The organism is Kitasatospora sp. NPDC127111 (assembly GCF_042677465.1).
Classification (GTDB): domain Bacteria; phylum Actinomycetota; class Actinomycetes; order Streptomycetales; family Streptomycetaceae; genus Kitasatospora.
In genome coordinates this window covers 71,352-85,237 of sequence record NZ_JBHXTG010000021.1, presented here as the reverse complement: position 1 = coordinate 85,237, position 13,886 = coordinate 71,352, and the positions used below count along the sequence as shown (strand labels likewise).

Below are 13,886 nucleotides of genomic sequence, written 5' to 3'. Positions count from 1 at the left end.
TGGGCGGGGTCGAGCCGTGTCCGGCGCCCCGGAGCGCCTTCCTGCGGTTCCGGACGGCCGGAGGGCGGCACCCCCCGGCGGCTGCGGTCAGGTGCGGCGGGAGACGGCCACGCCCGCGAGGCAGATCGCGCCGCCCACCAGGGTCAGCAGGGCGGGTGCCTCGCCGAGCAGCGTCCACGCCATCAGCACGACCAGGGCCGGCACCGAGTACGTGGTCGCCCCCATGCGGCCGGCCGTCGTGCGGGAGATGGCGTAGGCCCAGGTGGTGAACGCCAGGGCGGTCGGGAACAGGCCGAGGTACACGACGTCGAGGAGCGCGGACGGCGGGGCGTCCGCGAGGTCGGACAGCAGCTGCGGGCTGAACGGCAGACAGGCCACCGCGCCGATCAGGCAGCCGAAGGTCGTCACCTGGAGCGGGCTGGCCGTGCGCAGCGCCGGCTTCTGGCTCACCACCCCGGCCGCGTACGCCACCGCGGCCAACAGGCACAGCACGATGCCGAGGACGGAGTTGCCGCCGCCCCCCGACATGGAGAGGCCCACCACCACCGCCCCGGCCAGGGACACCGCCATCCCGGTGAGCAGCTTGGGCGGGAACCCCTCGCGCAGCAGCCACCCGCCCAGCAGGGCGATCAGCACCGGGCCGACGCCGACCAGCATGGCCGCGGTGCCCGCGTCGACCTGCTTCTCGCCCCAGTTCAGGGCGACGGTGTAGAGGCCGAACCAGAGCAGGCCCGAGGCCGCGATCCCCGGCCAGGCCGAGCGCGGGGGCAGCCCCTCCCGGCGGTACAGCAGCAGCCCGAGCAGCGCGAGCGACCCCACCACGAGCCGGCCCAGTGCCAGGGCCCCGGGGCCGAAGTGCGGGCCGGCGCTGCGGATCGCCACGAACGCGGACGCCCACAGCACCACGGTCGTCGAGGCGGCCGCCAGTGTCCGGCCGTCGATGCGGGCCGTGGCGTCGGGCCGGGCCGTGGCGTCGGGCCCGGCCGTAACACCGGGTCCGGCCGTGGCGTCGGGCCCGGCGGTGGCATCGGTCGTAGAAAGATCCATGCCGGGAACCTACGCCCGGGTCGGTTCGGCCCGCACCGAAATATCCGCCGCCCCGTGCGCCACCCTGTTCGCCGCCCCGTGCGCCGCCGTCCCGGCTCCCGCCGCGCCCCCCGGCCCGGCGATCTACCATGAAAGCGATGTTCCGCCCGGTGTCCTCGCCGCCGGGTGAGGAGGCGACATGGCAGCCGACATGGCAATGGCACCCGACCTGGCCGCCCTCGGAGCCCCGGACGGCTCCCGGTACCTGCCGATCTCCGAACACGGTCTGATCGGTGACCTCCGGACCGCCGCGCTCGTCGGCACCGACGGCACCATCGACTGGTACTGCTGTCCGCGCTTCGACGCGCCCAGCGTGTTCGCGGCCATCCTGGACGCCGACCGGGGCGGGTCCTTCCAGCTGGCCGCCGACGTGCCGACGCGCACCCGGCAGTTCTACTTCCCCGACACGAACGTCCTCATCACGCGGTTCTTCGCCGCGGACGGGGTGGCCGAGGTCCAGGACTTCATGCCGGTGGTCGACGAGTCGCGCGAGGCGGACCGGCACCGGCTGATCCGGCGGGTGGTCTGCGCGCGGGGAACTCTCCCCTTCCGGGCGGCCGTCGCGCCCCGCTTCGGCTACGGCGCCGAGCGCCACACCCTGCGGTTGGACGGCGGCCACGCGGAGTTCCGCGCCCCGTCACTGGCGCTGGCGCTGACGTCGACGGTGCCGCTCGAAGCCGACGGCGTGGACGTGCGGGCGCACTTCAAGCTCCTGGAGGGCGAGTCCGCCGTCTTCGCCCTCGACGTGGCGAGTGCCGGCGTCCGGCCGCGCGCGTGCCCCCGCGCGGAGGCGCAGGCGCAGTTCGAGGCGACGGTGCGGTTCTGGCGCCGTTGGCTGGCCCAGTCGCGCTACCACGGGCGCTGGCGGGAGATGGTGCACCGCTCCGCCCTGCTGCTGAAGCTGCTCACCTACGCCCCCACCGGCGGCATCGTCGCCGCACCGACCACCAGCCTGCCCGAGCGGGTCGGCGGCGAGCGCAACTGGGACTACCGCTACGTCTGGGTCCGCGACGCGGCGTTCTGCCTCTACGCGATGCTGCGTCTCGGCTTCACCTCGGAGGCCGAGGCGTTCATGGGCTTCCTCTCCGGATCCGGAGTCCTCCGGTGCGCCGACCCGATCGGCCCGGCCGGCCCGTTGCAGATCATGTACGGCATCGACGGGCGCGCCGACCTGCCCGAGTTCGAGCTCCCCCACCTGGAGGGGTACCTCGGGTCCGCCCCGGTGCGGGTGGGGAACGCCGCCACGGGACAGCTCCAGCTCGACATCTACGGCGCGCTGATCGACTCCGTCTACCTCTACGACAAGTGGGGGAAGCCGATCAGCAGCGGCCACTGGGACGAGCTGGGCGCCGTCGTGGACTGGCTCTGCGACCACTGGGACCAACCCGACGAGGGCGTCTGGGAGACCAGGGCGGGCCGCCGGGACTTCGTCTACTCGCGGCTGATGTGCTGGGTGGCCCTGGAACGGGCGATCCGGATGGCGAACCGGCGCGGTCTCCCCGCCGACCTGCCCCGCTGGCGGCGCTCCCGCGACGCGATCTACCGGCAGATCATGAGCCGCGGCTGGTCGGCCGAGCGGGGGGCGTTCGTCCAGGGGCTGGACGACGACGTGCTCGACGCCTCGCTGCTGATGATGCCGCTGGCCAAGTTCATCGCCCCGACCGACCCCAAGTGGCTGTCCACCCTGGACGCGCTCGGCACCGAGCTGGTCTCCGACTCCCTGGTCTACCGCTACGACCCGGCCGCCAGTCCGGACGGTCTGCGGGGTGACGAGGGCACCTTCTCGATCTGCTCGTTCTGGTACGTCGAGGCGCTGGCCCGCGCCGGGCGTCTGGAGGAGGCCCGGCTGGCCTTCGAGAAGATGCTGACCTACGCCAACCACCTCGGCCTGTTCGCCGAGGAGATCGGCCGGACCGGCGAGCAACTCGGCAACTTCCCGCAGGCGTTCACCCATCTCGCGCTGATCAGCGCCGCGTTCAACCTCGACCGCGCGCTCGGCTGACCCGCGGTGGCGGGCTCAGGCGTCCCGCGCGGCGTCCCGCGTCAGCGCGAGGACCGGGATCCGGCGTCCGGCGCGCTCCTGGAAGGTCCTGAAGTACGGGGTGAGCAGCAGCTGCTGGGCCCAGAGGCGGTCGCGCTCCGCGCCCTCGGTCACCGTCGCGGTGACCCGGTAGGACTCGGTGCCGACCTCGACGAGCGCGGTGGGATCGGCCCGCAGGTTGTGGTACCAGCCCGGGTGGTTGGGCCGGCCGCCGTTGGCCGCGAAGACCACCAGCCGCTCGCCGTCCCTGAGGTAGGTCATCGGCATCGTGCGGGGCTCCCCGCTGCGCGCGCCGGTGCTGGTGAGCAGCAGCAGTGGAACCCCGTCGAAGTCACCGCCCACCACGCCGCCGGCGGACCGGAACTCGTTGATCACAAGCTGGTTGCGCTGCTGCCGCTCTGACATGGAGCCTCATTTCCAGGAGTGTTGCCGCCGCCCGGGGGTGAACCCCGCCCGGCCACCTTGACGATCTTGCGGCTCCCCGTCAAGCGATCTCCGACGCCCGGCATGGCGGATGACGCACCGTCTTGACCTCTTCCGATGCCGGTACTCGTACGTCGCGAACGCCGGGCAGCCGCGGCTGCCCGGCGTCGACGCCGGTGTCGGTGGTCGGTGGTCGGTGCCGGTCAGGTGTGCGTGAGGTCGGCCGGTCGGGAGCGTCGGGCCGTCAACCGTACGGCGACGAGGGCGACCAGACAGCCCAAGGCGTACAGGACCGTCAGCCGCTGCACGAACGGAAGCGGGGGGAGGAGGACCACGCTGGTGAGCGCGGGGGTGAGCAGGGGCGGTGCGGCCAGGACGGCCGTGGCTGATGCGGTCCGGCCGATGGTGCGGGCGGTGCAGGCCACGGCGGCGCCGGTGGCGACCGGGGCGACGATGTCGAATCCGGAGAGGTTGATCCAGTCCACGATGCCGCCGGTGAGGGTGATGGTGATGTCCGCGGCCATGATGGGGACGGCGACCGCCCAGGGTGCCACCGAGCGCGGGTGCGCCCGGTCGGGTGGTGCGAGCAGCAGGATGAGCGCGTTGAGGACGATCAACGCGTAGCGGCGCTCGCTGAGACCGACCACCCAGGTGTCCGCGGCCCCGCCGAGCAGCTCGGGCCGGGCCAGGACGTGGATCAGCGGTGGTGCCACGACGGCGACCAGGGCGAGGGCCCGCGCCGACGACCAGCGCCTGGCCAGCACGGCTCCCAGCATCAGCACGGCGGGGAGCAGCGCCACCGCGGCCGCGAGGAACGGTCCGACCCGCTGGGCGCCCTCGTCGGAGAAGGTCTCGAAGTCGGGGTCGGTGACCATGCGGAAGGCCCACCAGAGGTGGGCGGCCGCGTACGTCCCGGCCAGCACCGCGGCGAGCGGGGCGGCGGTGGCGAACGCCCGGCCCAGCGGCCGGTGGGAGACCAGTCCGAGCCGGAGGCGGGCGCCGTGCGCGGCGACATCGGCCACCTCGCGCAGCCCGCCGAGCCGGCCCGCGCGGGCGAGGTGGCGTTCGGCGTGGTCGGCGACCTCCGCGAGCGGGGTGGTGCCGTAGGAGGCCGGGTACAGGGCGAGGGCCCACCGCAGCAGACGGACGGCCGGGCGGCGCGGGCCGGGGGTCATGCCGTACCTCCCACGAGTCGGGTCCAGGTCCTCGACAGGCGTCGGTCGGCCTCGCGGAGCGCGGCCCGCAGGCGCTCGCTCTCGCCCCTGAGCGCCTGGGCGCCCTCAGGGGTGAGGGCGAACACCCGCCGGGGGCGCCCGTGCACCGTTTCCTCCCGCTCTACGCGGATCAGCCCCTCCGCCAGGAGGCGGTCGAGGGTCCCGTAGAGGGTGCCGGCGCCGAGCCGCACCCGGCCCTCCGAGATCGCGGCGACCTCGTCACCGAGCGCGTAGCCGTGCCGGGGCTCGTCGGCAAGTGCCGTGAGGAGAAGGAAGGTTGGCTCCTGCATGGAGCGTTTGTTCGTCACGGTGGCCACCATAGTACGGTCACCGTAGTGTCTGGCAAGAGGCCGACTGACTTTCCGTCAAGCCGACTCGGCGACACCTTCGGCGAGGCCCCCTCCGGGGCGCCCGGCAGCGCGGAACGGGCGCGCCCGCGGGGGCGGGCGCCGCCCGGTCAGGTGAACTCGCACGGCCGGCCCGGCGTGGCGGGCGGCGCGGGGCCGGGGTGGGCGAGGATGCGAGACGGTTCGCCCAGGAACCGATCCGGGGCGCGGCACTCCGCCGCCCACCCCGCGGGCGCACCCTCCCCCGTGAGAGAGGAGCGAGATGACCGTGCCCGCTGTGACGAAAGAGGTCGAGGACTTCGTCGACCTCTGCGTGCCGTTGACCGGCTTCGCGGCGTTCGACCTGTACGCCACCGGCATGGCCGAGCGCTACCTGGAGACCGCCCGGAACCAGGTCGGGCCCACCGCCTTCGCGGAGTTCCGGGCCGCGTGGGCCGTGGCCGTCGCGGAGCGCGGCGGCCCGCGGGACCTGTCGCCCACCCACCTGGAGGTGGCCCGCGCGATCACGTACCTGTGGCTCACCGGCGCCTGGCCGCGTCTGGCGCCGGCCGCGCACGCGGCGCTGCGCCGCCAGATGGCGAACGAGGAGTTCGTGGTCGCGCCGGAGGCCTACGTCGAGGGCCTGGTGTGGCGCACGTTCCACGGGCACCCGGCCGGGGCCAAGCCCCCGGGGTTCGGCACCTGGGCGGTCCCACCGCCGCCGCAGCCCACCACCGCCGCGCTGCGCCAGGGCCTGGGCCTCGACGAGGAGTTGGTCTGCCGCACCGGATTGACGGCCGAGGTCGCACTGGACGCCGTCCCCGCCCACCTGCTGCCCGGCCACCGCGCCTCCCGCGCGATCCCGCCGTCCGCCGTACCGACCGCCGCCGCGCGGTCCGACGCCCCGGAGGAGCACGCATGACCGACACCGTCCACACCGTCAGTGCGGACGAAGCCGTCCGGCGGCGCTACGACGTCGTCATCGTCGGCGGCGGCTGGTCCGGCAGCCTGGTCGCCAAGGAACTCGGCGACCTCGGCTGGCACGTCCTGATCCTGGAGGCCGGCAACGGCGGCACCGAGACCTGGCCCGGCTACCTGGGCTCGCTCTCCACCTTCCACTCCGCCGTCGCCAAGGTGCCCAACTCCGCCTACCGGCGCAGCGTCGCCGCGCCCTACCCAGACGTCCTCGACCTCGCCCCGGTGCGCAACCCGGAGCCGGGCGAGCCGGAGTTCACCGCGAACGGCTACTTCGTCCAGAACGGGCGGCTCCCCTACGGCACCGACTACCTGCGGGAGCTGGGCGGCACGGCGATGCACTGGCTCGGCGCCGTGCCGCGCATGCACCCCGAGGACTTCGCCACCGAGCACCACGGCTACGGGCGCAACTGGCCCATCGACGCGGCGGAGCTGCAACCCTGGTACGCGCGCGCCGAGTTCGAGATCGGCGTGGCCGGGAACGCGGACGACCAGCGCGCGATCGAGGTCGTCACCGACCCGGACTACGTCTATCCGATGCACCAGATCCCGGCCAGCTACATCGACCGGTACTGCGAGGACCTCAACGGCACGCGCATCACGGACGACGTCACGGGCGGCACGTACGAGCTGCACGTCCGGAGCCTGCCGCAGGCTCGCAACTCCACCCCGAACCCGGACCACTCCCCCGTCCCGTACCGACCGGAGAGCGCGGTGGGGCTGCCCAACTACGGCGAGCGCTGCGTGGGCAACGCGAGCTGCGTGCCGATCTGCCCGGTGCAGGCGAAGTCCCACCCGCTGCGCCAGCAGGCCCGCTTCGCGAGGACGGTCTCACTCGCCACCCGCTGCGTCGCGACCCGGGTCCGCCTGGCGGGCCCGACCCGGGGCGGCCGGGTGAGCGGGGTGGAGTTCCGCACGTACACCGACCCGGCCTCGCCGGTCGGGCGCTCGTACGTGGTCGAGGCGGACCTGGTTGTGCTCGCCGCGCACGCCGTCGAGAACGCGCGGCTGCTGCTGTTCTCCGGGCTCGCCAACGGGAGCGACCAGGTCGGTCGCAACCTGATGGACCACCCGACCATCCTCAACTGGGCGCTCGCCGACGAGCGGCGCGGGCCCGTCGGGCCGTTCCGCGGGCCCGGGCACACCTCGGGCTGGGAGGCGTTCCGCTTCGGCGAGGGGCGCGCCAGGCGGGCCCCGTTCCGGATCGAGATCGGCAACTGGGGCTGGGGCTGGGCCACCGGCGCGCCGATGAGCAACGTCGCGACCTCCCTGGGCATCGGCGGCGACGAGAACGGTGAGGTGCGGCGGGACGGCGTGTTCGGGCCGGAGCTGCGCCGTCTGCTCGGCTCCACGATCGGCCGCCAGCTGCAACTGCAGATCGCCGTCGAGCAGTCGGCGAACCCGGCCAACCGGGTCACCATCGACCGCCGCCACCGCGACGCCATGGGCAACCTGCGCCCGGTCATCACCTACGACCTCGACCAGCACACCCGGGACGGACTCTTCGCCGCCCGCAAGGTGGCTCAGAAGATCTTCGGCCACCTCGGTGCCACCGACCACACCGACCACGCCCCGCGCGGCGGCGTGCCCCCGCTCGGGCACTTCGTGCACACGCTGGACGGGGAGACCCTGGACCTGGCCTACAGCGGCGCGGGCCACGGCGCCGGCACCCACATCATGGGGACGTCCGCGACCACCTCCGTGGTCGACGCCTACCAGCGCACCTGGGAGCACCCGAACCTGTACGCCGTCGGTTGCGGCAGCATGCCCTCCATCGGCACCAGCAACCCCACCCTCACCATGCTCGCCCTGGCCCTGCGCAGCGCGGAGAGGATCCACCAGGACCTGCTCCTCGACCGGCGGCCGGCCGACCTGCGCGGCGCCGCCGGGGGCACGACGGACACGGAGGTACCGGCGTGATCACCGCCCTCGAACTGGACGAAGCGGGCTTCGGTGTCCCGAGGACGCTCGACGACCTGCGCACGTACCTCCAGGCGGCGATGGAGGTGGAGCACCTGACCATCCCGGTGTACATGACCGGCATGTACTCCATCCGTCCCGGCACCAACCGTACGGCGTACTACGCGATCCGGGCCGTGCTGCTGGAGGAGATGCTCCACATGACGCTGGCCGCCAACCTGCTGAACGCGGTCGGCGGCGCCCCGAAGGTCGGTACCGGTTTCGTCGCGAGCTACCCGGCGAGGCTGCCCTTCAGCGGTGAGACCGTCCCCGGCATCGGGTTGCAGCACTTCTCGCCCGAGGCGCTCAGGACCTTCCTGCGGATCGAGCAGCCGAAGGCGATCACGCCGGCGGAGCCGGGCTCCGGCTGGACCTCCATCGGGCAGTTCTACGACACCATCCGGGCGGGCCTGGAGTACCTCATCGAGACCCTCGGCCACGACGCGGTCTTCGCCGGAGGGAAGCCGGGCCACCAGGTCGGGCCGGAGGACTTCTACAACTCCGGCGGCGAGGTCTTCCCCGTCGACGGCCGCAACTCGGCGCTGGAGGCCCTGGAGACCATCACCGAGCAGGGCGAGGGCGTCCACGACACGATCTGGAACAGCAACGACCGGTTCGGCGAACAACCCGAACTCGCCCACTACTTCCGCTTCAACGAGATCCTCACCGGGCGCGGCTACGGCCCCGACGACCGCCCCCAGGACCAGCCCAGCGGGCCGCTGATCGACGTGACCTGGGAGGACGCCTACCCGATCCACGGCGACTCGAAGGTCGCCGACTACCAGCGGTTCGCCGCCACCAGTGCCGTGTACGAGCAGGCCGTCGCGTTCAACTCCCGCTACGCGGTCCTGTTGCGGTACCTCGACTCCGCCTTCAACGGGCGGCCGCGGCACATGGCGCTGGCCGTTCCCACCATGCTCGAACTGCGCGACCGCGCCGAGCAGCTCTACCGCAACCCCCACCCGGACCCGGCACTCGCCGCCCGGGGCCGCTTCGCCAGCCCCACCTTCGAGATCGCCCGGCACCAGTTCGACGCCGCCGACGAGGAGATCGGACGCAACATCCGGGCGGCGACGCTCGAAGCGGGCGAACCGATCGACCTGTCCGGCCTCGCCTCCGACTCCGTCGAAGCCTTCGTGTGAGCCGGCGGCTGCCTGCGCCGCGCGCCCCGGTCACGGCGGTGCGGTCGTCTCCGCCGGGCGGCGGCGCAGGCAGCGGCGCAGGCGGCGGCGCTCGGCGTCGCTGCCTGCCAGGGCGAGGGCTTCGCGGTAGGCGGCGGCCGCCTCGGTGCGCGGCCGAGACGGCCGGGCAGGTCGGCCCGGGTGGCCGCCGGTCGGCGCGGACCAGGCTGCCGCCGTGCTCCGGCAGCCTGGCGGCGATGACGGCCCGGGCGATCGGCGGGGTGCTGACCGTCTGTGCTCGTGGGCCGGGAGGGTTCAGGTGGCCGCTGTGGCCGGTCCACCCGTGGGTCTCGTCGGCGCCGCTCAGCCGAGCGGCCCGCTACCGGTGGGTGCGGGGAGCGCGTCCGCCCCCCGAGCCCCCTGGGCCTCCAGGAACTCCTCGCGGATCTCCTTCGGCCCGAACGGCCAGGCTCCCTCGGCCTTCGACCAGACCAGGTAGGCGAGGCCGCCGAGGGCGACCCAGGCCAGCGACCACTCGATCGGGTGGACGCCCGGGTTGGCCTCGTCCGCGTAGCCGTAGATGACCAGCCAGCCGACGGCGGCGACGATGCTCGGCAGCGGGTAGAGCACCATCCTGTACGGGCGGGTGAGGCGGGGCTGCCGCCGGCGGAGCACCGTGACGGCGGCGATCTGGGCCAGCGCCTGGACGATCACCATGACGCTGGTGAGCAGGGTGATCAGGATGCTCAGCGGCGGGTGCTCGGCCGTGTCGCCGACGTGCCGCGCGAACAGGAAGCCGGCGGCCGTGATGGTGCCCATGGCGACCAGGCCGAACACCGGGAAGCCGTGCCGGGGGTGCAGCGTGGCGAAGGAGCGGAAGAACATCCCGTCGCGGGCCGCGTCGTACGGCACCCGGGAGCCGCCGAGCAGTCCCGCGAAGACGGAGGCGAAGGCGGTGATCAGGATCAGCACCGTCACGGTGTCGGCGGCGCCCTTGCCCCAGGTCCGCTCCAGCACCGCGGAGGCGACGGACCTGGAGGCCACGTTGTCCGGGTCCAGCATGTCCGGCCAGTGGATCACGCCGAGGACGCCGACCTGCATCAGCAGGTAGACGGCCATGACGGCGGTGATCGAGTAGATGATCGCGCGCGGCATGACCCGGCCGGGGTTCTTGATCTCGGCACCCAGGTAGGAGGCGGTGTTGTAGCCGAGGTAGTCGTAGATCCCGATGGTCAGGCCGGCGGCGAAGCCGGTCCAGAACCGGCCGTGGGTCAGCTCGACGGCGTGGGCGGGCCAGGTGAAGGCCAGCGACGGGTCGAAGTCGGTGAAGGCGGCCACGATCACCAGGCCGACCGAGAGGATCATCACGCCCCACATGACGACCGTGATCGCGCTGATGTCCTCGACCCGGCGCCAGAGCAGCACGATGACGGCGGCGAGCACCGCCACGCCGACGGCGTCCCCCTGAACGGTCGTCATGCCGGGCCACAGGTACGCGAGGTACTGCACCAGGCCCTGAACGCCGGTGGACATGATCAGCGGGATGAACAGCATGGCCGTCCAGACGAACAGGAACGACATCAGCCGCCCGGTGCGGTACTGGAAGGCCTCGCGCAGGTAGACGTAGGTGCCGCCGGAACCGGGCAGCGAGGCACCGAGCTCGGCCCAGACCAGGCCGTCGACGAGGGCGAGCAGGGCCCCGGCGATCCAGCCGATCACGGCCTGCGGGCCGCCGAAGGCGGCGACCATCAGCGGGATCGTCACGAACGGCCCGATGCCGCACATCTGGCTCATGTTGATCGCGGTGGCCTGGAAGAGGCCTATTCTCCGGGCGAGGCCTGAGGACACAGATGGCTCCAGGTGGTCGGGGGCGAGAGCCGGGCGGGGTGGGACGCGACGACGCGAGGGCTCGGGCACGCGAGGACTCGGGGACGCGACGACGCGCAAAGGCAGGGATGCGGGACCGCGGGACCGCGGGACCCGGGGATCAAGTTAAGGATCGTTACTTAATGCGTCAAGGGAGTGCGGAGCTCCTGCGGGACTCGGTGCCGCAACGATTCGGCAGCCCTGCGCCCGGGCACCCGGCACGGAACCGGGGCCCGCGCCCCCACGGCCCACGCCGGTGATGTTCAGGCCCGGCCCCCCGGATCACGGTCAGCTGTCCGGCCTCCCGCGTCGACCCGTCCCGCCCTGTGCGGGGGCGACCTCCGCCCAGTACGCCTCCAACCGGTCGGCCACCAGCAGCGGCTGGCTGAGCGCCACCAGATGGCCGCCGGGGATCTCGTCCGGTACGAGCCCGAGCCGCTCGCGCGCCACCCGCCGTTGGAACCCGACGGGGAAGAGCCGGTCGTCCCGCCCCACCAGCACCCGGGTGGGCACGTCCGGCCAGGCGGCCAGGTCCAGCGGCGAGGCGAAGACCGCGTCCGACTCCGGGCGCTCCTCCGACGCGGCCTCCTCGACCAGCCGCCGCGGAACGTCGTGCAGGAAGTAGGTGAACACGTCGAACTCCGCGTCCGCCGGGCGGCCCTCCCTCCGGTCGTTGGCCCGCATCGCCCCGGCCTGACCGGTGTTCTCCCACCAGGCACCGGGCGTCTCGCCGGGCAGCGGGATCATCGGGTTCACCAGGACCAGCAGCGCCGCGTCCAGCCGCCCGCAGGCCATGACGGCGGTGAACGCCCCGAGCGACTGCCCCACCAGCACCACCCCGGTGCGGCCGCGGGCCGCCTCGGTCACCAGCGCGGTGTACTCCGGCAGCGCCGCCGAGTCGTCGTCCGCCGGCAGGTCGACCGCCACCACCTCCCGGCCTCGCCGTCGCAGCTCGTCCGTCACCGGGTGCCAGTACCAGGAGGCACCCCCGGCGCCCGGGATCAGCACGAAGGTCGGGTCCGTCACGTCCTGCTCCTGTCCGCTCGATGGGCCGCCCGGCCACGGTACGCAGCGCACCCGCACCTCGCGCCGACATCGCGGGCGGGCGGCGTGGCGGGCCGGCCGGCATCCGCCCGGCGGCGGCCTCGACCGGACGGGGTCTCCGCGGGCGCGTCCGGCCGTGTCGGCCCGGGTTCGGGCGGCGGCGTTGCGTACGGTCGACGGCGTCGCCGCCGGACCGCCGCCGCCGGACCGCTGCCGGCGGACCGAGGTGGGCGGACCGCGGTCGGCGGACCCTGCCAACCCCCCGTCGAAGGAGACCGGCAGCCGTGCAACGCAAGTGGTGGACGCTGATCGCCGTCTCGGTCGCGACGTTCATGCTGCTGCTCGACATCACGGTGGTCAACGTCGCCCTGCCGTCCATCCGCAAGGACCTGGGCGCGAGCTTCACCGACCTCCAGTGGGTGTTCGACGCCTACGCCCTGTCGCTGGCCGCCCTGGTGCTGACGGCCGGTTCGCTGGCCGACCGGCTCGGGCGGCGCCGGGCCTTCGCCGCGGGGCTGGTGATCTTCTCGGGTGCCTCGCTGCTCTGCGCGATCGCGCCGAACCCGGTCTTCCTCAACGTCTCCCGCGCGGTGCAGGGCGTCGGCGGCGCGGTGATGTTCGCCGTCTCGCTGGCGCTGGTCGCGCAGGAGTTCCCGCCCGGCCGCGAGCGCGGCACCGCGATGGGGATCTACGGGGCGACGATCGGCGTGGCCGTCGCCGTCGGGCCGCTGATCGGAGGGGCGCTCACCAGCTCGCTCGGCTGGGAGTGGATCTTCTACCTCAACGTGCCGATCGGAGCCGCGGCCCTGGTCGTCACCTACCTCAAGCTGGCGGAGAGCCGCGACCCCAACGCCACCCGGATCGACTGGGCCGGGGTCGCGGTCTTCAGCAGCGGGCTGTTCCTGCTCGTCCTCGCGCTGGTGCGGGGCAACGCCGAGGGCTGGGGCAGCGCGCTGATCGTCGGGCTGTTCGCCGGCGCGGCCGTCCTGCTCGCCGTCTTCGTGCTCGTCGAGCGCCGCGTCCCGGAGCCGATGCTGCCGCTGGGACTGTTCCGCCGGCACGCGTTCACCGGAGTGCAGCTGGCCGCGTTCGCGGTGTCCAGCTCGCTGTTCGCCCTCTTCCTCTACCTGACGCTGTACCTGCAGAACTACCTCGGGCTCTCCCCGTTCGCGGCGGGCGTGCGCTACCTGCCGATCACCGTGCTCAGCTTCGTCGTGGCTCCGCTGGCCGGGATCATGCTCTCCCGGGTGCCGGCCCGGCTGATGCTCTGCGTGGGCCTCGTCGCGGTCGGCGCGGGCATGCTGCTGATGGGCGACGTCCAGCCGGACGACACCTGGACCGGCCTGCTGGCCGGGTTCCTGGTCGGCGGCGCGGGCGTCGGCCTGATCAACCCGGTGATCGCCGACGTGGCGGTGAGCGTGGTGCCCAAGGAGAGGAGCGGCATGGCCGCCGGGATCAACGACACCTTCCGGCAGGTCGGCATCGCGGTCGGCATCGCCGTCTGGGGGGCGATCTTCGTCGGCCGGGGCTCGCACGAGGTCCGCGAGCTGGCGGCGGGCACCCCGATCGCGGAGGGGGCCCGGCCGCGCGAACTGATCGAGGCCGCCTCCTCCGGCAGCCTGCCGCAGGTCCTCGCCTCGCTCCCCGAACCGGCCCGGGAGGCCGCGTCGGCCGCCGCCCGGGCCGGCTTCCTGGACGGCCTCAACCTCGTGCTGCTGCTCGGCGGGATCGTCAGCCTGGTCGGTGCCGCCCTCGCGCTCTGGCTGGTCCGCGAGGACGAGATCGACCGCCAGGAGGAGGTGGAGGAGGCGGCCGGCCAGACCCCCTGACG

General features: G+C 73.5%; 11 protein-coding genes. 5 read left to right on the top strand and 6 right to left on the bottom strand.

Annotated elements, in window-relative coordinates; genetic code table 11:
- Positions 1-87: 87 nt before the first annotated feature.
- A complete protein-coding gene (locus ACFVHB_RS15860; protein WP_380321307.1) occupies positions 88-927 on the bottom strand; it encodes a DMT family transporter in 840 nt (279 codons plus the stop codon).
- 298 nt (positions 928-1,225) lie between these two features.
- On the opposite strand from ACFVHB_RS15860, the gene ACFVHB_RS15855 reads away from it, so the two are divergent.
- A complete protein-coding gene (locus ACFVHB_RS15855; RefSeq protein ID WP_380321252.1) occupies positions 1,226-3,088 on the top strand; it encodes a glycoside hydrolase family 15 protein in 1,863 nt (620 codons plus the stop codon).
- A 15-nt stretch (positions 3,089-3,103) separates the two neighbouring features.
- Here ACFVHB_RS15855 and ACFVHB_RS15850 read toward each other — a convergent pair whose 3' ends face one another.
- From ACFVHB_RS15850 to ACFVHB_RS15840, 3 genes are all read right to left on the bottom strand, one after another.
- Positions 3,104-3,532, bottom strand: coding sequence for a nitroreductase/quinone reductase family protein (locus ACFVHB_RS15850; RefSeq protein ID WP_380321249.1), 429 nt, complete (start codon positions 3,530-3,532; stop codon positions 3,104-3,106).
- A 221-nt stretch (positions 3,533-3,753) separates the two neighbouring features.
- The gene (locus ACFVHB_RS15845; protein WP_380321246.1) at positions 3,754-4,725 is read right to left on the bottom strand and encodes a hypothetical protein; all 972 of its coding nucleotides are present in this window, start codon (positions 4,723-4,725) and stop codon (positions 3,754-3,756) included.
- A complete protein-coding gene (locus tag ACFVHB_RS15840) occupies positions 4,722-5,054 on the bottom strand; it encodes a PadR family transcriptional regulator (RefSeq protein ID WP_380321304.1) in 333 nt (110 codons plus the stop codon). Before ACFVHB_RS15840 ends, ACFVHB_RS15845 begins: the two co-directional genes overlap by 4 nt.
- Before the next feature lie 319 nt (positions 5,055-5,373).
- Between ACFVHB_RS15840 and ACFVHB_RS15835 the strand changes: the two genes are divergently transcribed.
- From ACFVHB_RS15835 to ACFVHB_RS15825, 3 genes are read left to right on the top strand one after another with little or no spacing between them, the layout of a single operon-like run.
- On the top strand, positions 5,374-6,012 hold the full coding sequence (locus ACFVHB_RS15835; RefSeq protein WP_380321243.1) for a hypothetical protein: 639 nt from the start codon (positions 5,374-5,376) through the stop codon (positions 6,010-6,012).
- The gene (locus tag ACFVHB_RS15830) at positions 6,009-7,985 is read left to right on the top strand and encodes a GMC oxidoreductase (protein ID WP_380321240.1); all 1,977 of its coding nucleotides are present in this window, start codon (positions 6,009-6,011) and stop codon (positions 7,983-7,985) included. The genes ACFVHB_RS15835 and ACFVHB_RS15830 overlap by 4 nt, the downstream gene beginning before the upstream one ends.
- Positions 7,982-9,166 carry a ferritin-like protein gene (locus ACFVHB_RS15825; protein WP_380321237.1) on the top strand — a complete coding sequence of 395 codons (1,185 nt, stop codon included), beginning with the start codon at positions 7,982-7,984 and terminating at the stop codon, positions 9,164-9,166. Before ACFVHB_RS15830 ends, ACFVHB_RS15825 begins: the two co-directional genes overlap by 4 nt.
- A 342-nt stretch (positions 9,167-9,508) precedes the next feature.
- On the opposite strand, the gene ACFVHB_RS15820 is transcribed toward ACFVHB_RS15825, so the two are convergent.
- Positions 9,509-10,993 (bottom strand): APC family permease, encoded by a 1,485-nt coding sequence (locus ACFVHB_RS15820; RefSeq protein ID WP_380321234.1) that lies wholly within the window; start codon positions 10,991-10,993, stop codon positions 9,509-9,511.
- Positions 10,994-11,299: 306 nt separating this feature from the next.
- Positions 11,300-12,037 (bottom strand): alpha/beta fold hydrolase, encoded by a 738-nt coding sequence (locus ACFVHB_RS15815; RefSeq protein WP_380321231.1) that lies wholly within the window; start codon positions 12,035-12,037, stop codon positions 11,300-11,302.
- A 302-nt stretch (positions 12,038-12,339) separates the two neighbouring features.
- Between ACFVHB_RS15815 and ACFVHB_RS15810 the strand changes: the two genes are divergently transcribed.
- A complete protein-coding gene (locus ACFVHB_RS15810; RefSeq protein WP_380321228.1) occupies positions 12,340-13,884 on the top strand; it encodes an MFS transporter in 1,545 nt (514 codons plus the stop codon).
- Positions 13,885-13,886: the final 2 nt, after the last annotated feature.

Coding starts and splice junctions, on each gene's coding strand:
- ACFVHB_RS15855 (WP_380321252.1), top strand. CDS start 1,226: ATGGCAGCCGACATGGCAATGGCACCCGACCTGGCCGCCCTCGGAGCC.
- ACFVHB_RS15835 (WP_380321243.1), top strand. CDS start 5,374: ATGACCGTGCCCGCTGTGACGAAAGAGGTCGAGGACTTCGTCGACCTC.
- ACFVHB_RS15830 (WP_380321240.1), top strand. CDS start 6,009: ATGACCGACACCGTCCACACCGTCAGTGCGGACGAAGCCGTCCGGCGG.
- ACFVHB_RS15845 (WP_380321246.1), bottom strand. CDS start 4,725: ATGACCCCCGGCCCGCGCCGCCCGGCCGTCCGTCTGCTGCGGTGGGCC.
- ACFVHB_RS15850 (WP_380321249.1), bottom strand. CDS start 3,532: ATGTCAGAGCGGCAGCAGCGCAACCAGCTTGTGATCAACGAGTTCCGG.
- ACFVHB_RS15840 (WP_380321304.1), bottom strand. CDS start 5,054: ATGCAGGAGCCAACCTTCCTTCTCCTCACGGCACTTGCCGACGAGCCC.